This is a genomic window from Mesorhizobium sp. B2-4-12 (assembly GCF_006441575.1).
In the GTDB taxonomy this organism is placed as follows: Bacteria; Pseudomonadota; Alphaproteobacteria; order Rhizobiales; family Rhizobiaceae; genus Mesorhizobium.
Map to the genome: position 1 here is coordinate 37141 of NZ_VFVC01000028.1, position 18881 is coordinate 56021.

Genomic DNA, 18881 nt, shown 5'->3' on the forward strand with positions numbered 1-18881 from the left:
ACGTGACGTGCCTAGGCCTTGCGCTCCCAGCGGCGATCGGGCGTCTGCTGCCAGTAGGTCACGGCATGGCCGGCGTCCTTCATCGCCTTCCAGTGCCCCCGGGCCGCCTCGACCTGGGCGGCATCATGGCCGTCGAACAGGAACACGGCGCGCTCGTAGCCGCCGAGATCCGGCGGCGTGGCCCCGTCGACCAGGAAACGTATCTGCGCCGCGTTCGGGTTGGCTTCGCCGGTGGTCAACAGGATCGGCTGCTCAGCGGGATAGACTTCGCGGTCGCTGGCATGGGCGAGGAAGGAATCATCGCGAAATGTCCACAGATGCTGGTCTAGCGCGTCGCGCCGTTCCTCGGTGCCGGTCTGCACCACGGCGCGCCAGCCACGATCGATGCTGCGCTCCAGCAGACCAGGCAGCGCATCCTCCAGTGTCGATTCGGTCAGATGATAGAACAGCACCTCGGCCATGGATCGAGGTCAGCTCTCGTAATGGTCACGCACCAGCCGATCGAGCAGCCGCACGCCGAAGCCTGACCCCCAGGACTGGTTGATCTCGTTCGATGGCGAGCCCATTGCCGTGCCGGCGATGTCGAGATGCGCCCAGGCCGTGTCCTTGACGAAGCGCTGCAGGAACTGCGCGGCGATGATGGCACCGCCGTAGCGGCCGCCGATGTTCTTCATGTCGGCGTTCTTGGAATCGATCAGCTTGTCGTATTCGGCGCCAAGCGGCATGCGCCACAGGCGCTCCTGCGTCGACTGTCCCGCTGCCACCAGCCTCTCCGACAGTTCGTCATTGTTGGAGAACAGGCCGGCATAATTCTGACCGAGCGCGACCATGATGGCACCAGTCAGCGTCGCCAGATTGATCATGAACTTCGGCTGGAAGCGGTCGTTGCAGTACCAGAGCGCATCGGCCAGCACGAGGCGCCCTTCGGCGTCGGTGTTGAGCACCTCGATGGTCTGTCCCGACATCGAGGTGACGATGTCGCCAGGACGCTGCGCGTGGCCGTCGACGGCATTTTCCACCAGCCCGATAATGCCGACGACATTGGCCTTTGCCTTGCGCGCGGCCAAGGCATGCATCAGCCCTGTTACGGCCGCGGCGCCACCCATGTCGCCCTTCATGTCCTCCATGCCCGACGCCGGTTTCATCGAATTGCCGCCGGTGTCGAAGGTGACGCCCTTGCCGACGAAGGCGACGGGGTTGTCCTTGGGTTTGCCGCCGTTCCACTGCATGACGGCCATTCGGGCGCCGCGGGGGGAGCCCTGCGCGACACCGAGCAGCGAGCCCATGCCGAGCTTCTTCATCTCCTTCTCGGTCAGGATCTCGACCTTGACGCCGATCGCCTCGAGTTCCTTGGCGCGGGCGGCGAACTCGACGGGCCCCAGCACGTTGGCCGGTTCGTTGACAAGGTCGCGCGCCAGAAGCACGCCATCCATCACGGCCTCGGCATCCGTGAACGCCTTCCTGGCGCCCGCCGGGTCGGCGGTGTGGATTGTGACCTTGATCGGCTTCTCCGGATCGGACTTTGCGTCGTCCTTGTCCTTTCTGGTCTTGTACTTGTCGAAGGAATAGCTGCGCAGGAGAATACCCGCCGCGAGGGCGGCGGCGTCCTTGCCATTGGGCGAGGCCCCGACGAGGTCCAGCACCACCGCCACATCGGTTGCCTTGCGCAGCGACGCCGCAATGGTGCCGCCGAGCTTCAACCATGCATATTCGTCAAGCCCCGACGTCTTGCCGGCGCCGATCGCGACTAGCCTGTCGAGCGATGTTCCTTCCGGCGCCAGCATTTCGACGACGCCGGCGAACTTCCCGTTAAACTCGGCGACCGGGAAAGCGCGTTCCAGCGTCTTGCCGGGATCGTAAGCCTTGGCCGCATCACTCAGGCCACCGTCATCCGCCGACAGCACGAAGACCGTGCCCTTCCTGTTCGCCGACGCCTGAGGCGCGGCGAATTTTGCAAAGGCGATCGACGGTCTCTGGTTCATCATGTCCTGCTTTCGGGGATTGCGTGAAATTGCGCGAAGCGGTTTGAAGCGATCCGCGACATTTGGTCGTTTTCCGGCATTTGGCAAGACTTTGCCAAAATGGCTACCCATATGACACACGGAATCGATGGCGATTCGTCGCGGCACGGCGCCGCTTTTAGCCGCAACTTGTTGTTAACCATCGATGTTCGCCCTTTCTTATCCATTGCCGCCGACACTCCGGTCCACTGCGGCACGCGACGTGGGACGGGAACCGGATCGCCTGCCTGATGTGGCCCAATGGAGCCAGTTGTGCGGGCGTCGCCGGACAGCTACCCTTAGCGTGGTGGCATGATGCCGTTCGAGAAAATCGAGTAAAGCCTTCATGAAGGTCATTGAACGCTACATCATGCGCCGCGCTTTCGTGGTCTTCCTGGCGGCGCTGGTCTGGACGCTGGCCATCGTGTGGACGACGCAGGTGCTGGCCAAAATCGATCTGGTCACCGACAGCGGCCAGTCGTCACTGACCTTCTTCGAGGTCGCGGCCCTCATCCTTCCCTCGATCATCCCGATCGTCGTGCCTTTCGCGCTGGTGGTGGCGGTCGCCCAGACACTCAGCGTCATGAATTCGGATTCCGAGCTCGCCGTCGTCAACGCCGCGGGCGCCTCACGCTGGACGATCGTGCGGCCAATCATGCTTCTCGCCCTTGCGGCCAGCGTTTTTTCCTTTGCGGTCGACAATGGCATAGACCCCTATGCGCGGCAGAAAAATCGCGCCCTGGTGGCGGAGTCGCGCGCGGACCTGTTGTCGCTGATCATACAGGAAGGCACATTCCGAAAGATCGAGGACGGGCTGTTCCTGCAGATCGGCGAGCGGCTTCCCAACAATCGCCTGGGCGGAATCTTCGTCGCCGATTCGCGTGAGGAAGGTGTCAATCTCGTCTATTACGCCAAGACCGGCAGCATCGTCGAACGCGGCGGCGAAAAGGTGCTGATGATGAATGACGGCGTCATCCACCGCAAAACGCTAACCGGCGACCTGTCGGTTATCCGATTCACCTCCTATGCCTTCGACATGTCGGCCTTCATGTCGGCGGCCGGCCAGGTGACGCTCCTGCCGAAGGACCAGACCACCCAGTACCTGCTCAATCCAAGCCCAAACGACAAGAATTTTCAACAAATCCCCAACGAATACCGTGCCGAAATCAACCAGCGGTTTTCGGAATGGACCTATTCGATGGTCTTTGCCCTGATCGCGCTCGCGGTCGCGGGGGACGCGCGCTCGCATCGCGAGGCGCGCGTCAATCCGTTGATCACGGCCATCGCGATATCCCTGTTCGTACGCTGGCTTGGCTTCTTTGCCGCCAGCAAGGCCGACGAGATTCCGCAATATGCCTATATGGTCTATGGCGTGCCCATCGTGGCTTCCGCCGTGGCGATCTGGTTCATCGTGTCCAACCGGACCATGGAACTGCCGGTGGCCTGGGCCGATTGGATGACGAACCTGGCCAGCCGTCTCGGTGATGGCTGGAACGCCCTCAAATTGCGTTGGTCCAGGCGCGACACTTCAGGTCAAGGGGTCGGCTGATGGGCTGGACGCTTGGCCGTTATTTCTTCTTCCGCTACGTGGCGATCACGATCTGGTTCTTCATCGGCCTGCTGGCGCTGGTGTTCCTGATTGACTTCACCGAGCTGTCCGGTCGCACCACCGGTCTGCCCGGCTTCACCTATGGGACGGCGATGGCCATTTCGGGCCTTCGGATGCCGATGATCATGCTGCAGACGGTACCGTTTGTCGGCCTGTTCTCGGCCATGGCGACGCTGGTTTCGCTCAACCGGCGCTACGAGCTGGTCATCGCGCGGTCCGCCGGCGTTTCCGCCTGGCAGTTTCTTTTGCCATGCTGCATCGGGGCTTTACTGTTCGGCTTCGTGTCGGTGGGGCTCATCAACCCGCTGGCCGCGCATGCCTTCTCCTGGTCCGAGCAGATCGAGACCCAGCTGCGCTCCGGCAAATCAAATACGGTTTCGGCCGATGCCGCCCCCTGGATCCGCCAGAAAACCAGTTCCGGTGACACCATCATCGGCGCGCGGGCCATCCTCAACCAAGGCCTGGAGATGGCCGACGCCGTCTTTTTCATCCTCGACCCGCAAGGCAATATCGTCGAGCGCAAGGACGCCGCGCGTGCTTACCTGCGCGACGGCTATTGGGATTTGCAGGATGTGAAGACCTTCAGGAACGGCACCATCCAGCCCACGGCGAGCGATCGTGTGCCGACCAATCTGAAACCAGAATTCGTACAGGAACGGCTGGCGCGCCCGGAAACCATTCCCTTCTACGACCTACCCGGAAAAATCGAGGTTGCCCGTTCCTTCGGCCTCAAGGCAAATGCCTTTGCCATGCAGTTTGATTCGCTGGTGGCGTTGCCGTTCCTCCTCGTCGCCATGACGCTGATTGCGGCAACAGTTTCAATGAGATTTGCGAGGATGGGGCAATCGGCGACGATGATTCTGGGTGGCGTCGTTGCCGGGTTTCTGCTTTATGTCGTTTCGGTGCTGGTGAAGGCATTCGGCGTGGCGGGGTTCGTGCCGACTGCGATAGCCGCCTGGGTGCCGGTTGTAGTAGCTATGTTCTTCGGGGTGACTTTCCTGCTATACAAGGAAGACGGCTAGTGAGGGAGGCGTTTTTGCCCAGCAACAGGCAGGCCAATTTGGCGCGCCTCTATGCGGCGAGCGCCTTGGCGTGCCTGCTTGCCTGCGGCGTGCCGTTGCCTTCGTTCGCGCAAGATGTCGGCAACATGGCGACCAAGGTTCCGTCCGGCTCGCAGATGCTGCTGGCGGCCGACACGCTGGAGTACAACAACGACAACCAGACCGTGACCGCTATCGGCGGCGTGCAGATCGACTATGGCGGCAACCGCCTCGTCGCCCAGAAGGTGGTCTACAACCGCAACACCAAGCGGATGGTTGCCAGCGGTAATGTTGAAATCGTCAACAGCGACGGCACCAAGATCAATTCACAGCATATCGACATTACTGACGATTTCGCCGACGGTTTCGTCAACGCGCTTCGCGTTGAAACCGTCGACAAGGCCTATTTCGCCGCCGAGAGCGCCGAGCGCATGGGTGGCGTGCTGACCACCTTCCACAATGGCGTCTACACCGCCTGCGAACCGTGCGAGGACAAGCCCGACAAGGCGCCGACCTGGCGCGTGAAGGCCAGGAAGATCATCTGGAACGGCGAGAAGAAGACGGTTCGCTTCGAGAACGCGAATTTCGAATTCTTCGGCTTTCCGCTCGCCTACCTGCCGGCGTTCGAGATCGCCGACCCGACGGTGAAGCGCAAGAGCGGCTTCCTGATCCCGAGCGTCAACTACAACAGCCACCTGGGGTATAGCGTCAAGATCCCCTATTATTTCGCCCTTTCGCCGACTTATGACCTGACGGTGACGGGAAGCGGCTACACCAAGCAGGGCTTCCTTGGAGAGGCCGAGTGGCGGCAGCGCTTCAACAATGGCGAATACAGTTTGAAGATCGCCGGCATTCAGCAGCGGAATCCCGACGCCTTCATCGACAGCGCCGGCCGCAATGTCAGTTCGGGTGCAGCTGGCGATCCGAACAAGTTTCGCGGCATGATGGGCACGCAGGGGCAATTCGCGATCAACGAGCGCTGGGATTTCGGCTGGGATGTGCTGCTGCAGACCGACAAGAACTTCGCCAGCACCTACAATATCGGCAAATACAACGCCGCCGTTCACCAGTCGTCGGTTTACCTGACGGGCCTCAATGGCCGCAACTATTTCGACGTGCGCGCCATGCATTTCGACGTCCAGGAAAATACTCTAAACAGCAATCCCGCTGCGCGCAGCGGCCAGCAGCCTTGGGTGCTGCCGTCGCTCGACTATGCCTACATTCCCGATGTTTCGGTCGCGGGTGGCCAGCTGTCGCTCAATGTCAATACGCGGATTATCCGTCGCGACGATCTCGATGAGGCATTCAATGTACCATACAACTCCGCTACGCCTGTACAGCGTGTGCGCGGCATCGAAGGCGAATCCGGCCGTCTGACCGCCGAGACCGAGTGGAAGCGGTCATTCGTCACTGACGGGGGACTGGTGCTGACGCCGTTGCTGGCGCTGCAGGGCGACGTCGATTATCTCAACGCCTCATCGGGTTCGCTCGACGCGATCAATCACATGGCGACGAATTTGGGCGAGCAGGACGATATGCGCTCGTCCTTTGCCCGCTTTATGGCAACCGCCGGCCTCGAAATGCGCTGGCCGGTGCTGTTTTCCATGGCCAGCGGATCCAGCCATGTCTTCGAGCCGATGGCGCAGGTCTTCATGCGGCCGAACGAACAATATGTCGGCGGCCTCTCCGTCCCGAACGAAGACGCCCAGAGCATGGTGTTCGACGCGACCACCCTGTTCGAACGCGACAAGTTCTCTGGTTACGACCGTGTGGAAGGCGGTTCGCGCGCCAATGTCGGCCTGCGCTATTCCGGCTCCTATATCAATGGCTGGGGCACCAACGCGATTTTCGGCCAATCCTATCAGCTTGGCGGCGAGAATTCCTTCGCAGCGCCTGATCTGGTCAATGTCGGCGCCTATTCAGGCCTTCAGAACACCACGTCCGACTATGTCGGCCTCTTTGGCATCAACAGCCCGAACGGCTTCGCGGCCTCGGTCAGCGGCCGCTTCGACGAACAGTCCTTCGAGATTCGCCGCGCCGAGTTCAAGGCTGCCTATTCGGGCCTGCCGGTGTCATTGAGCGCCAAATATGCCTTCATCCAGGCCCAGCCGCTCTATGGCTTCACCACCGACCGTCACGAGGTCACACTCGGAGCGTCGACACATCTCGCCCAGAACTGGCGTGTGTTCGGCACGGGAACCTACGACCTGCAGGAAGGCCTGCTGGTCAAGGACGGGGTCGGTTTCGCCTACAACGATTCCTGCTTCACCTACCTGATGACGTACTCGCAGTCGCGCGACCTCAACACCAGGGAGGTGACGCAGAGCATCGGCTTCAATCTGTCGTTCCGCACCCTCGGCGATTTCGGCTCGTCGACCAACGCAGTCAACACCATCCAGTAGTCGGCGACATCGTTTTGCCGCATAGGGCTGGCACGGATTCGCGCACCCGGAAGAGGACGAAATTGGGCGGGACCGGGATAGAATTGGGATGCTAACGATGAGGAAATACCTCTTTTCAGCAGGGTTCGCGCTGCTTGTGGCGGCGACATCCGTGTCAATGACCGTCATGACGCCGCCGGCTTTCGCCAGCGAGATCAAATACGTCGTCAACGACATACCAGTCACCAGCGGCGATATCGCGCATCGTGCCGCGTTCCTGAAGCTGCAGCACAAGAAGGGCGACGCCGCCCAGGAAATGATCGACCAGACGCTGCGCTTGGCCGAGGCCAGGCGGCTTGGTATCCGCATCAGCGATGCCCAGGTGCAGGCTGCCTATCAGCGCTTCGCCACCAACAACAAGATGCAGATCAGCCAGCTTGACGGTGTCATGGAAAAGTCCGGTGTCGGCAAGGACCATTTCAAGGAATTCATCCGCGCCCAGATGGCTTGGAGCCAGGCCTTGAGCGCGCGTTACCGTTCCGGCGAAGGCGGCAGCGTGACCGAGCAAGATGCGGTCAGGCGCATGCTCGACAAGGGCGGAGCCAAACCAAGCGCCACCGAGTACATGCTGCAGCAGGTCATCTTCGTCGTACCGCCCGCCGAACGCAGCGCGACGTTGGCCAAGCGCAAGCGCGAGGCCGACGCCATGCGTGCCCGCTTCAATGGCTGCAACACGACGCGCGAGTTTGCCAAGGGCCTGATCGACGTCACCGTCCGCGATCTGGGCCGGGTGCTGGCACCGCAACTGCCGGCCGACTGGGCCGAGCAGATCAAGGCGACGAAGGTCGGCGGCGCCACCACCACGCGAGAGACCGAACGCGGCGTCGAGTTCATTGGCATTTGCTCCTCGCGCGAAGTGTCCGACGACAAGGCTGCCCAGATGGTGTTCCAGAGCGAAGGGTCCAACGACAAGGCCGCCGAGGATCTCAGCAAGAAGTATGTCGACGAGCTGAAGGCGAAAGCCCGCATCGTCAAGCGCTGACGTGAGCAGCGCGATGACCGCGCTGGCGTTGAGCGTCGGCGATCCATCCGGCATCGGCCCTGAAATCGCCGTCGCGGCCTTCCTGGCGCGCGAGGCTGTTGCCTTGCCGGCCTTTTATCTGCTGGCCGATCCGGCGCTGATCGCCTCGCGGGCAAGTCACCTCGGCGTGTCGGTGCCGATCGTCGAGACAACTCCCGCGCAAGCGGCGCAGATCTTCGCCCATGCCTTGCCGATCGTTCCACTGGCGGCCCACTTTATCGACAGCCCCGGCCTGCCGGATCCCGCCAACGCAGCCGGCACCATCGAGGCTATCGACCGCGCTGTCGCTGCCTGCCTTGCCGGCGAGGCCGCGGCTGTGGTCACCTGCCCTATCGCCAAGAAGCCGCTCTACGATGCCGGGTTCCGCTTCCCCGGCCACACCGAATATCTGGCCTATCTGGCGGTCGGGCACAGCGGCGTCGAGGTGATGCCGGTGATGATGCTGGCCGGCCCCGACCTGCGCACGGTTCCTGTCACCATACACATCGCTCTGGCCGAGGTGCCGAAGGTTTTGACCAGCGAGTTGATCGTCGCGACCGCGCGCATCACCGCCGCTGACCTCGCCAGCCGCTTCGGCATCGCCAAGCCGAGGCTCGCCATTGCCGGCCTCAACCCGCATGCGGGTGAAGGCGGCTCCATGGGGTTGGAGGATGAGCGTATCGTGCGCCCGGCGGTCGATATCCTGCGCGCCGAAGGCATCGATGCTTTCGGCCCCCTGCCGGCGGACACGCTGTTCCATATCCGGGCGCGAGCAGGTTACGACGCGGCGCTGTGCATGTATCACGATCAGGCATTGATCCCCGCCAAGGCGCTGGCCTTCGACGAGGCGGTCAACGTGACGCTCGGCCTGCCTTTCATCCGCACATCGCCCGACCACGGCACCGCCTTCGACATCGCTGGCAAGGGCATTGCACGGCCCGACAGCCTGATTGCGGCGCTGAAGCTTGCCAGAAGGCTCGCCGACACCGACAAAGAGGCTGCGGCCATATGAGCGCTCCAGCTTCGGATCTTCGGGCATGAGCATCGACGGGCTGCCGCCCCTGCGCGACGTCATCGAGCGCCACGGGCTGCAGGCAAAAAAGGCGCTCGGCCAGAACTTCCTGCTCGACCTCAACTTGACCGGCAAGATCGCGCGCAGCGCCGGCGATCTGACAAATGCCACGGTGATCGAAGTTGGGCCGGGACCTGGAGGACTGACAAGAGCGCTGCTTTCCAACGGCGCCCGCAGGGTCGTCGCCATCGAGCGCGACGAACGCTGCCTGGCCGCCCTTGCGGAAGTCTCCGCCCATTATCCCGGCCGGCTGGAGGTGATCTCCGGCGACGCGTTGAAGACTGACTTCGCCGCGCTTGCTTCCGCGACCGACGGACATGGCGGCCCGGTGCGGATCGTGGCCAACCTGCCCTACAATATCGGCACGGAACTGCTGATCCGATGGTTGACGGTCCCGGACTGGCCGCCCTTCTACGCCTCGATGACGCTGATGTTCCAGCGCGAGGTGGCCCAGCGCATCGTCGCCGCGCCTGGCAGCGATGCCTATGGCAGGCTTGGCGTGCTGGCCGGCTGGCGCACGCAGGCCAGGATCGTTTTCGATGTGCCGCCCCAGGCATTCACGCCGCCGCCCAAGGTCACCTCTTCGGTGGTGCATCTGGAGCCACGCGCGACACCGCTGCCCGCCGATGTGAAAAAACTCGGCCGCGTCACCGAAGCCGCCTTCGGCCAACGCCGCAAGATGCTGCGGCAGAGCGTGAAAAGCCTCGGCGGCGAGGCCTTGCTGGAACGCGCCAGCATCGATCCGACCCGACGCGCCGAAACACTCAGTGTGGAGGAATTCGTGCGCCTGACCAATGCTGCGTAAGCTTGCTTCTGCCGGTTCACGGGGAGAAGGAGGAGGCGTTCACGCCGTCTTCTCGTCCAGCAGGCCGGAGACGAAATCGAACAGACCGGGCCGGCGGTCCCGCCGCAGCCGCTCGGCGACAACGATGCCGCGCACTTCGGCGAAGGCACGGTCGAGATCGTCATTGACGATGACGAAATCATATTCCTTCCAGTGCTCGATCTCGGTACGGGCGTTCTTCAGCCGCGTCTCGATCACCGCTTCCTGGTCCTCGGCGCGGCGTTTCAGCCGCGACTTCAACTCCTTCATCGATGGCGGCAGGATGAAGATCGAGACGATATCGGCGCGCATCTTTTCCTTGAGTTGCTGGGCGCCTTGCCAGTCGATGTCGAACAGCATGTCGCGTCCCTGCGCCAGCGCCAGTTCGGCCGGCTCGCGCGGCGTCGCATAGCAATTGCCGTGCACTTCGGCCCATTCGAGCAGCGCGTCGGAATCGCGCAGCCGCTCGAACTCGCGCATCGTCCGGAAATGGTAATGAACGCCCTCGATCTCGCTGCCGCGGCGCGGCCTGGTGGTGACCGAGACCGACAGTTCGAGGCTGGAATCGCTTTCCAGAAGATTGCGCGCGATTGTCGACTTGCCGGCACCTGACGGCGACGACAGGACGAGCATCAGCCCCCGGCGGCGAATGCGGGACCCCAAATCCCTGGGAACCGTCGGTTCCTTGGCAACCATCGGCTACTCCAGATTCTGGACCTGTTCACGAAACTGGTCGACCACGGCCTTCAGTTCCAGCCCGATCGCGGTGACGGCGGCGGCGTTCGACTTCGAGCACAGCGTATTCGATTCACGGTTAAATTCCTGTGCCAGAAAATCGAGCTTGCGACCGACCGCGCCGCCTCCCGTGAGCAGCGCCCGGCCAGACGCGACATGCGTTTTCAACCGGTCGATCTCTTCGCGAATATCGGCCTTGGTGGCGAGGAATGCCGCCTCCATGTGCAGTCGGCTGGCGTCCAGATTGGCGGACGCGTCCATCAACAGCCTGACCTGTTCGCCGATGCGTTCGCGGATCGCCGCCGGATCGCGCGACGGGTCCGCTTCCGCGCGCAGCGTCAATACCTCGATAACGTCGATATGGCCGGACAGCAGCAGAGCCAGTGCAGCGCCCTCACCGTACCGTGCCTGTTCCAGGCCCTTCAGCGCCACGTCGAGCGCAGCCATGATAACGGTGTCAAGGGCGGTGCGCGCCTCTTCAGTCTCGACGGTTTCGGGAATGTCGAGCACGCCACGGAGCGACAGCAACCCGTCGGCGGTCGCGGGGGCAACGCCGAACTGCTCCTGCAGTCGCTTGGCAAGACCCGCGAGGTCTTTCAGAAACGCTTCGTTGACGACGGGTTGTGCCTGCGCGCCGGCAGCGCGGCCGATGGTCAGCGTCGCCTGGAAATTGCCGCGGGCGAAACGCTTCTGCAGCGTTTGCCTGACCGCCGGCTCCAGCCGTTCGAAACCTTGCGGCAGCCGCAGCCGCACCTCGACGCTCTTGCCATTGACGGACTTGACCTCCCAGGCGATGGAGGTGCCGTCATGCTCGGCGACGGTGCGGGCAAATCCAGTCATGCTCTGCAAATTCATGTCGCCTGCATATCCTTGGCGCATCACCCCGAAACCGGTTTTCCGGACAGGGGCAAGTGCTGCGTAAAAACGATCACGCCCGGGTGCGTCGAAATCAGACGCATGGCGTTCTTTCAAATGTCAGGCCGTCGCCCTGGGGGGCAACGCCTTTCTTCCTCTTACTGGGCAGCGCCCGCATCGCCGCCGGCGTCGCCATTGTCGCCACCGCTGGTGTCATTTCCGCTGCTGTCGGCAGGCTTATCGCTGCCGCTGCTGTCAGCAGGCTTGTCCGCATTGTTGCCGCTGGTACCAGCGGCCGCGGCGGCCTTGGCCGCGTCATCGGCCTGCTTCTTCTGCAACGCACGATAGCGGGCAACGTTCTCGTTGTGCTCGTCAAGCGTCGCGGCAAAAACGTGACCGCCTGTGCCGTCGGCGACGAAATAGAGATCGTCGGTCTTGGATGGATTGGCAACGGCCTCAAGTGCCGCACGGCCCGGATTGGCGATCGGTGTCGGCGGCAGGCCGCTGATCGCATAAGTATTGTAGGGCGTCAGCTTCTGGATGTCGGACTGGTAGATCGGGCGGTCGGCGGGCTTTCCCTTGCCGCCAAACAGACCATAGATGATGGTCGGATCGGATTGCAGGCGCATCCCCTTGGCCAGCCGGTTCAGGAAGACGGCAGCAACGCGCGAACGCTCGTCACCCCTGCCGGTTTCCTTCTCGACGATCGAGGCCAGGGTGACGAATTCCTGGACATTGGCCAGCGGCAGGTCCGGCGCACGCCGCTGCCATACCTCATCGACCAGTTTCTTCTGATCGGCCAGCAGCTTGTCGATCATCTGCTGGCGCGTCGCGCCACGCGTGAAGCGCAGCGTGTCGGTGGCAAGGCTGCCCTCCGGCGGCGTGGCCGCGGGCATGACGCCGCTCAAGGCGGGTTCGTCGGCAATGCGCTCCAGTGCCTGCTCGACGGTCAGCCCCTCCGGAATGGTCAGCGAATACATCACCGACTTGCCGCTCTTCAGCAACTCCATGATGTCGCGCATGGATGCCCGGGGCTTGATCGCATATTCGCCGGCCTTGAGTGCGGAATCATTGCCAAAGGCGCGCACACCAAGACGGAATACGCGGGCGTCAGTGATCAGGCCGCGGCGCTCAAGCTGGTCGGCGATGTCCTGGACGCCCGTGTTCGGCTTGACGAGGAAGGTGTCGCCATTGGCCGAGGGGCCGGGCTCGGTGAATTCCTGTTTGCCGAAGTAGAGCGCCGCGCCTGCCGCCAGAACCGTCAGGATCACCAAAGAGATGACGAAGTTCATGAACACGACGACCTGGCTGCGCGAAGCACGCGAGCGCTTCGGCGGCGGCGTTCCAGCTTCCGGTCGCAAGGCCTCGCTGGCCGTCTTCGGTACGATCGGCCCGGTGTTAGCGGGCCGCTGCCCCGATTCTCCGTTGCCCGCCGGATTTGTGTTCATTTCGCCCTACCGTTTGATCTCTCAACGAATCCCCTGCGGCAGAGTAGAGGCGAATATGGCAAAATTGACGGCACGCCAAAGCGGCGTCCGGCAGCCGGACGATCAGCCATTGTAGCGCTGGAACACGAGCGAAGCGTTTGTGCCGCCGAAGCCGAAGGAGTTGGACAATGCTACGTCGATCTGGCGGGAGCGAGGCTTGTTGGGCACCAGGTCGATCGCCGTTTCGCGCTCAGGGTTGTCGAGATTGATGGTCGCCGGCGCGATATTGTCCCTGATAGCGAGGATCGAAAATATCGCCTCAGCGGCACCCGCCGCCCCCAGGAGATGGCCGATCGACGACTTGGTCGACGACATCGAAATCTTTGAGGCGGCATTACCGGCCAGCCGCTCGACAGCGCCGAGTTCGATCGTGTCGGCCATGGTCGAAGTGCCATGCGCGTTGATGTAGTCGACATCGGCGGGCGTAAGCTTGGCCCTGTTCAACGCCGCGGCCATGCAACGGAAAGCGCCGTCGCCGTCCTCGGCCGGTGCGGTGATATGATAGGCATCGCCAGTGAGACCGTAGCCGGTCACCTCAGCGTAAATCTTGGCGCCGCGGGCCTTGGCGTGCTCGAGATCTTCCAGCACGACAACACCGGCACCCTCGCCCATGACGAAGCCGTCGCGGTCACGATCGTACGGGCGCGACGCCGTCTGCGGGGCATCATTGCGCTCGGTCGACAGTGCCCGGCATGCGGCGAAGCCGGCGATCGACAGCCGCGTCACCGGCGCTTCGGCGCCGCCCGCGACCATGATGTCGGCATCGCCCCACATGATCAGCCGGGCCGCATCGCCAATGGCGTGCGCGCCGGTCGAACAGGCCGTGACGACGGAATGGTTCGGGCCCTTCAGCCCGTGCCGGATCGAAACCTGGCCGGAGACGAGATTGATGATCTGACCCGGGATGAAGAACGGGCTGATGCGGCGCGGACCGCGCTCCTTCAGGATTATCGCATTCTCGGCGATACCCTCGATGCCGCCGATGCCCGAGCCGATCAGGACGCCGGTGGCGCACTGTTCGGCATGGGTTTTCGGTTGCCAGCCGGAATCCTTCAGCGCCTCGTCGGCGGCGGCAATCCCATACAGGATGAAGTCGCCGATCTTGCGCAGTTCCTTCGGCTCGAGCACGGCCTCGGGATTGAAGGTGGCATTGCTGCCGTCACCACGCGGAATGACGTGAGCGATCTTGCAGGCAAGATCTTCCACCTCGAACTCGGTGATGCGCCTGGCGGCGCTGCGGCCGGTCAGAAGTTCCTTCCAGCTGTGCTCGAAGCCCATGCCAAAAGGCGACAACAATCCAAGGCCCGTGACGACGACACGCCTCATCGCAGGTCCTCCCCGGTGATGACTGCAGAATGCGTCAGGCCGAAGCCTTGTCGATATACTTGACAGCGTCGCCAACGGTCAGAATGGTCTCGGCTGCGTCGTCGGGAATCTCGACGCCGAATTCTTCTTCGAACGCCATGACGAGTTCAACCGTGTCGAGGCTGTCAGCGCCCAGATCATCGATGAAGCTCGCCTGCTCCGTCACTTTGTCGGCATCGACGCCAAGGTGCTCGATGACGATCTTCTTGACGCGCTCTGCGGTGTCACTCATTTGGGCATCCTCGTCTTTTGTTTGTCTGTCTTCGTTAGCGGGCAGAATGCCGCTAATCAAGTTGAAAGATGGTCCTGCCGGAAACGCAACGGCTACGGACCGGTTTTTGCCCGAACCGCCGGGTTGCGGGCCGCATTACACGAAAAATGGGCAAGGTCCAAGCCGAAATGGTCTGTTTTCACAGCGTGCTGGCCTTGCCTGTCATTGTCCCAAAACCGCTTGCGCGCTTCTGGACGGCATTCGTCAGATCATCGCCATGCCGCCATTCACGTGAATGGTCTGGCCGGTGACGTAAGCGGCTTCATTAGAAGCGAGATAGGCGACAGCGGAGGCCACTTCGGCGCTGGTGCCCATACGGCGCGTCGGGATCGCCGCCATGATCGCTTCCTTCTGCTTGTCGTTGAGCTTGTCGGTCATCGCCGATTCGATGAAGCCCGGAGCGACGCAGTTGACGGTGATGTTGCGGGTGGCGATCTCCTGCGCCAGCGATTTGGAGAAGCCGATCATGCCGGCCTTGGAGGCACAGTAATTGGTCTGACCGGGATTGCCGGTGACGCCGACGACAGAAGTGATGTTGATGATGCGGCCGTGGCGGCGGCGCATCATCGGATGGGTGAGTTCGCGGGTAAGCCTGAACACGGCCGTCAGGTTGACTTCGAGCACCGTGTCCCAGTCGGCGTCCGACATGCGCACGAACAGCCCATCCTTGGTGATGCCGGCATTGTTGACCAGAATATCGACGCCTTCGAGATCGGCTTCCGCTTTCTGGCCAAGCGCCTTGACCTCGTCGCGGTTCGACAGGTTGGCCGGAAACAGCTTGACCCGGTCACCGAGTTCGGCGGCCAGCGCCTCCAGCCTCTCGACGCGCGTGCCGTGCAGGCCGACGATGGCGCCTTGTGCGTGAAGCACCCTGGCGATCGCCTCGCCGATCCCCCCCGAAGCACCGGTGACGAGCGCCTTGCGGTCGGTCAATTCGAACATTTTTGTCTCCAGGTTGAGAAGAGCACAGCCCCTATAGGGATGGGATCAAATGGCGCTTTATGCAAGCGCGGCCAATGCTGCCTCGACTTCAGCCGCCGAACCGACCGATGCGGTGGCGATGTCGCGGTTGATACGCCGCGCCAGGCCCGAAAGCACCTTGCCGGCACCAATTTCGTAGAGCGTGGCGACACTGTTGGCGCCAAGCCACTCCACCGTCTCGCGCCAGCGAACGCGGCCGGTCACCTGCTCGACCAGGCGCCGCGCGATCTCGTCCGGATCGCTCGACGGTGTCACCGACACATTGGAGACGACAGGAACCAAAGGTGCATTCTTCGTCACTCCGGCCAGCGCGTCTCGCATGATCTCTGCCGCCGGCGCCATCAGCGCCGAATGGAAGGGAGCCGAGACCTGCAGCATCAGCGCCCGCTTGGCGCCCTTTTCGGTGCAAAGTTTCGCCGCCAGTTCGACCGCCGCCTTGGCACCGGAGATAACTAACTGGCCACCGCCATTGTCATTGGCGATCTGGCAGACCTTGCCGGACCCTTGCGTGGCCTCGGTGCAGGCGGCTTCGACATCGGTCTGCTCCAGCCCTATGATCGCCGCCATGGCGCCCTCGCCGGCTGGAACTGCCGCCTGCATGGCATTGCCGCGGATACGCAGCAGCCGGGCGGCGTCGGCGACGGAAACGAAGCCGGCGGCGGCAAGCGCCGAATATTCGCCCAGCGAATGGCCGGCGACATAGGCGACCTTGTCTTTCAACGAGAAACCGCGCGATTCCAGTGTCCTGATCGCTGCCAGCGATACCGCCATCAAAGCCGGCTGCGCGTTGGCCGTCAGCGTCAAGGTTTCTTCCGGACCTTCCCAGATCAGCTTCGACAGGTTTTCGCCAAGCGCGTCATCGACCTCCTGGAAGATCCTGCGCGCCTCGGGAAAGGCATCAGCGATATCCTTGCCCATGCCGACAGCCTGGCTGCCTTGTCCCGGAAAGGTGAATGCAACGGCCATGCGAGGGCTCCCGAAGACTTGTTCTGCTTGCCTGATAACACGAATTTTCCTTGCCTGTGACGCAAGGCAGCCGGTCAAGTCAAGCCCGCTTCAAACAAGCCTCAGGTCGGAACCTTCTGCCGAGTGCCTGTTCCAAAAGGACTTTTGGCGATCACTCCTGATGAAAACTGCTCACGATTCGTTTGCTGGCTCTTCTTATTTCCGATACAGGCGCTAGCTTGGCGTGACAGTTTCATGACAATCGAGTGACGCGTTTGTCGCTGGGTGGGGAAGTTAAGGTGGCCAAGAATTCGAAACGCGCCGGCGAGGCCGCGCCGCAGTTCCTGGAAGACGATCCGTCCACCGGTTATTTGCCGGGCCGGAGATGGCCGGTCGTCCGTTACGGATTGGTCAGCCTGTTGATCTCCGCCGTCCTGGTGTTCGCCATCGAGTTGATCGTGCGTGGCGATGTTGCCGGCACTGTTTCCTTCTTTCTTCAACCGCTCAAGCCCGGCTGGACGACCATCGTCGTGTTCGCCCTGATCCTGATCGGCCTCGACGCCTTGCTCGGCCGCAGTCACCAGAGCCTGATGATTGTCGCGCCGTTGACCCTGGGGCTGGCCTTTGTCGGTCATCAGAAATCGCACTATCTTGGCGATCCGCTCTATCCGACAGATTTCCTTTACGCTCGCCAGATTTTCGCCCTGCTGCCGCTCCTGGTGCGCGAACGGCCGATGACCGCGCTGGCCATGGTCGTGGGCATCGTCGTCGGACTGTCGCTGCTCGTCCACGGTTGGCGGCTGTGGCACCGCAAGGTTCCGGCTCTCAGCCGCAAAGGCCGCCTTGCGCGGCTGACGCTGGCAGTGCCTCTGCTCGCCTTCTTCGTCTCGATCATGGACTACGCCACCTTCTCGTGGACCCGGGACCGGCTGCAGATCATCCCGATCATGTGGGACCAGAAGGAAAACTATGCCTCCAACGGCTTTGCGCTCGCCTTCGCGCTCAACGTGCCGATGGCCCATGTCTCGGCACCCTCAGGCTATTCCGACAAGGCAATCGCGGCGATCGAGCGGCCGCGGACGACAGCATCGGTGCCCGATGACAAGCCCGACATCATCGTCGTCATGAGCGAATCCTTCTGGGATCCAACCAAGCTGCCTGGCGTGGCCATCACGCCGGATCCCATTCCCACAGTGCGGGGATTGCGTTCGGGTTCGATGTTCTCGCCTGAATTCGGCGGCATGACCGCCAACATCGAATTCGAGGCGCTGACCGGCTTTTCCAATGCTTTCCTGCCGGCCGGCAGCATCCCCTACCAGCAATATGTGCGCACGCCGACGCCTTCGATGGCGACCTTCCTGAAGAGTGAAGGTTACAGGGCGCGTGCCATCCATCCAGGCACCAACTGGTTCTGGAACCGTGGCGCGGTGTATGCCGATTTCGGTTTCAACGATTTCAAGTCGGAAGAGACGTTGCCGCCCATGGAAAAGCGCGGACCGCTGGCATCGGATGCGGCAATGACGGATGAGATCATCCGCGAAGCCGACGCCAGCGACGATCCGGTGTTCTTCTTCGCCGTCAGCCTGCAGAACCACGGCCCCTATGAGCCAAACCGCTATAACAACCCGACCCACTCGGTACAGGCGCCGATCAGCCAGTGGGCGCGCGATTCGCTGCTGAGCTATGCGGAGGGTTCGGCCGATGCGGACCGTGGCCTTGACCGGCTGATCGAATGGGCCAAGAAGCGCGAGCGGCCAACGATCATCGCCTTTTTCGGCGACCATCTGCCGCCGTTGGGGCCGGTCTATATCGAGACCGGGTTCCTCAAGGACAACGTCGCGCCACGCAAGGAGCCGACGCCGGAAGCGGCCCTTGAACATCACGAGACACCGCTGGTCGTCTGGTCGAACCGCTCCGGTCCAATAAAGGGCCTCGGCACGGTGAGCCCGGCATTCCTGCCCTACCATATCCTGACGGCCGCGGGCATCACCCATCCCTACTACACCGGTTTCCTGGGCGAGATGCGGGAGCGCTACCGCGTCGTCGACCGCAACCTGCTGCTGACACCGACTGGCCAAGCCACGCCCGATTGGTCGCGTCAGAAGGAGATCGACCCGGCGATCCGCGATTTCCAGCTGATCCAGTACGATATGATGTTCGGCAAGCGCCACGCAGCGCCGGACTTCTTCCCCGAGACGGTCAACAAGGTCGTCGCCCATACGAGCTGAGCCGGCGCCATCGTTCAGCAAGTGAGATC

Annotated in this window: 17 protein-coding genes; 8 read left to right on the top strand and 9 right to left on the bottom strand. The window is 62.6% G+C overall.

The features are described 5' to 3' along the window. Positions 1 to 11: 11 nt before the first annotated feature. Together FJ934_RS17455 and FJ934_RS17460 are read right to left on the bottom strand one after the other, a co-directional pair. On the bottom strand, positions 12 to 461 hold the full coding sequence (locus FJ934_RS17455) for a DNA polymerase III subunit chi (protein ID WP_140610826.1): 450 nt from the start codon (positions 459 to 461) through the stop codon (positions 12 to 14). 9 nt (positions 462 to 470) lie between these two features. Further along, positions 471 to 1982 (bottom strand): leucyl aminopeptidase, encoded by a 1512-nt coding sequence (locus tag FJ934_RS17460; protein ID WP_140610856.1) that lies wholly within the window; start codon positions 1980 to 1982, stop codon positions 471 to 473. A gap of 364 nt (positions 1983 to 2346) precedes the next feature. On the opposite strand from FJ934_RS17460, the gene lptF reads away from it, so the two are divergent. The 6 genes from lptF to rsmA all read left to right on the top strand — a co-directional run bounded on the left by lptF (position 2347) and on the right by rsmA (position 9967). Further along, positions 2347 to 3549 carry an LPS export ABC transporter permease LptF gene (gene lptF / locus FJ934_RS17465; protein ID WP_140610827.1) on the top strand — a complete coding sequence of 401 codons (1203 nt, stop codon included), beginning with the start codon at positions 2347 to 2349 and terminating at the stop codon, positions 3547 to 3549. Then, on the top strand, positions 3546 to 4631 hold the full coding sequence (gene lptG, locus FJ934_RS17470) for an LPS export ABC transporter permease LptG (RefSeq protein WP_181165658.1): 1086 nt from the start codon (positions 3546 to 3548) through the stop codon (positions 4629 to 4631). Before lptF ends, lptG begins: the two co-directional genes overlap by 4 nt. Then, positions 4631 to 7051: an LPS-assembly protein LptD gene (locus FJ934_RS17475; protein WP_181165655.1), complete on the top strand. Its 2421-nt coding sequence runs from the start codon at positions 4631 to 4633 to the stop codon at positions 7049 to 7051. The genes lptG and FJ934_RS17475 overlap by 1 nt, the downstream gene beginning before the upstream one ends. 88 nt (positions 7052 to 7139) lie before the next feature. Next, on the top strand, positions 7140 to 8072 hold the full coding sequence (locus FJ934_RS17480) for a peptidylprolyl isomerase (protein ID WP_181165656.1): 933 nt from the start codon (positions 7140 to 7142) through the stop codon (positions 8070 to 8072). A gap of 13 nt (positions 8073 to 8085) precedes the next feature. Beyond that, positions 8086 to 9102 carry a 4-hydroxythreonine-4-phosphate dehydrogenase PdxA gene (pdxA, locus tag FJ934_RS17485; RefSeq protein ID WP_181165659.1) on the top strand — a complete coding sequence of 339 codons (1017 nt, stop codon included), beginning with the start codon at positions 8086 to 8088 and terminating at the stop codon, positions 9100 to 9102. Positions 9103 to 9127: 25 nt separating this feature from the next. Next, positions 9128 to 9967, top strand: a complete 840-nt coding sequence (gene rsmA, locus FJ934_RS17490) for a 16S rRNA (adenine(1518)-N(6)/adenine(1519)-N(6))-dimethyltransferase RsmA (RefSeq protein WP_140610832.1) — start codon at positions 9128 to 9130, stop codon at positions 9965 to 9967. A 39-nt stretch (positions 9968 to 10006) separates the two neighbouring features. Here rsmA and gmk read toward each other — a convergent pair whose 3' ends face one another. From gmk to mltG, 3 genes are all read right to left on the bottom strand, one after another. Further along, positions 10007 to 10681: a guanylate kinase gene (gene gmk, locus FJ934_RS17495; protein ID WP_140610833.1), complete on the bottom strand. Its 675-nt coding sequence runs from the start codon at positions 10679 to 10681 to the stop codon at positions 10007 to 10009. Between the two features lie 3 nt (positions 10682 to 10684). Further along, positions 10685 to 11575, bottom strand: a complete 891-nt coding sequence (locus FJ934_RS17500; protein ID WP_140610834.1) for a YicC/YloC family endoribonuclease — start codon at positions 11573 to 11575, stop codon at positions 10685 to 10687. A 158-nt stretch (positions 11576 to 11733) separates the two neighbouring features. Continuing rightward, entirely contained in the window at positions 11734 to 12867 is a 1134-nt protein-coding gene (mltG, locus tag FJ934_RS17505; RefSeq protein WP_246671541.1) for an endolytic transglycosylase MltG, read from the bottom strand. Here mltG and FJ934_RS28435 point away from each other — a divergent pair. Further along, on the top strand, positions 12854 to 13138 hold the full coding sequence (locus FJ934_RS28435) for a hypothetical protein (RefSeq protein ID WP_226890587.1): 285 nt from the start codon (positions 12854 to 12856) through the stop codon (positions 13136 to 13138). The genes mltG and FJ934_RS28435 overlap by 14 nt on opposite strands. Here the strand turns inward: FJ934_RS28435 and fabF are convergent. From fabF to fabD, 4 genes are all read right to left on the bottom strand, one after another. After that, positions 13126 to 14388, bottom strand: a complete 1263-nt coding sequence (gene fabF / locus FJ934_RS17510) for a beta-ketoacyl-ACP synthase II (RefSeq protein WP_140610836.1) — start codon at positions 14386 to 14388, stop codon at positions 13126 to 13128. The genes FJ934_RS28435 and fabF overlap by 13 nt on opposite strands. A gap of 34 nt (positions 14389 to 14422) precedes the next feature. Continuing rightward, positions 14423 to 14659 (bottom strand): acyl carrier protein, encoded by a 237-nt coding sequence (locus FJ934_RS17515; RefSeq protein ID WP_006203723.1) that lies wholly within the window; start codon positions 14657 to 14659, stop codon positions 14423 to 14425. 243 nt (positions 14660 to 14902) lie between these two features. Further along, positions 14903 to 15640, bottom strand: a complete 738-nt coding sequence (fabG, locus tag FJ934_RS17520) for a 3-oxoacyl-[acyl-carrier-protein] reductase (RefSeq protein ID WP_140610837.1) — start codon at positions 15638 to 15640, stop codon at positions 14903 to 14905. Positions 15641 to 15697: 57 nt separating this feature from the next. Further along, entirely contained in the window at positions 15698 to 16645 is a 948-nt protein-coding gene (fabD, locus tag FJ934_RS17525; RefSeq protein WP_140610838.1) for an ACP S-malonyltransferase, read from the bottom strand. A 278-nt stretch (positions 16646 to 16923) separates the two neighbouring features. Here fabD and FJ934_RS17530 point away from each other — a divergent pair, with 278 nt between their 5' ends. Next, positions 16924 to 18852: an LTA synthase family protein gene (locus tag FJ934_RS17530; RefSeq protein WP_246671542.1), complete on the top strand. Its 1929-nt coding sequence runs from the start codon at positions 16924 to 16926 to the stop codon at positions 18850 to 18852. Positions 18853 to 18881 lie beyond the last annotated feature (29 nt).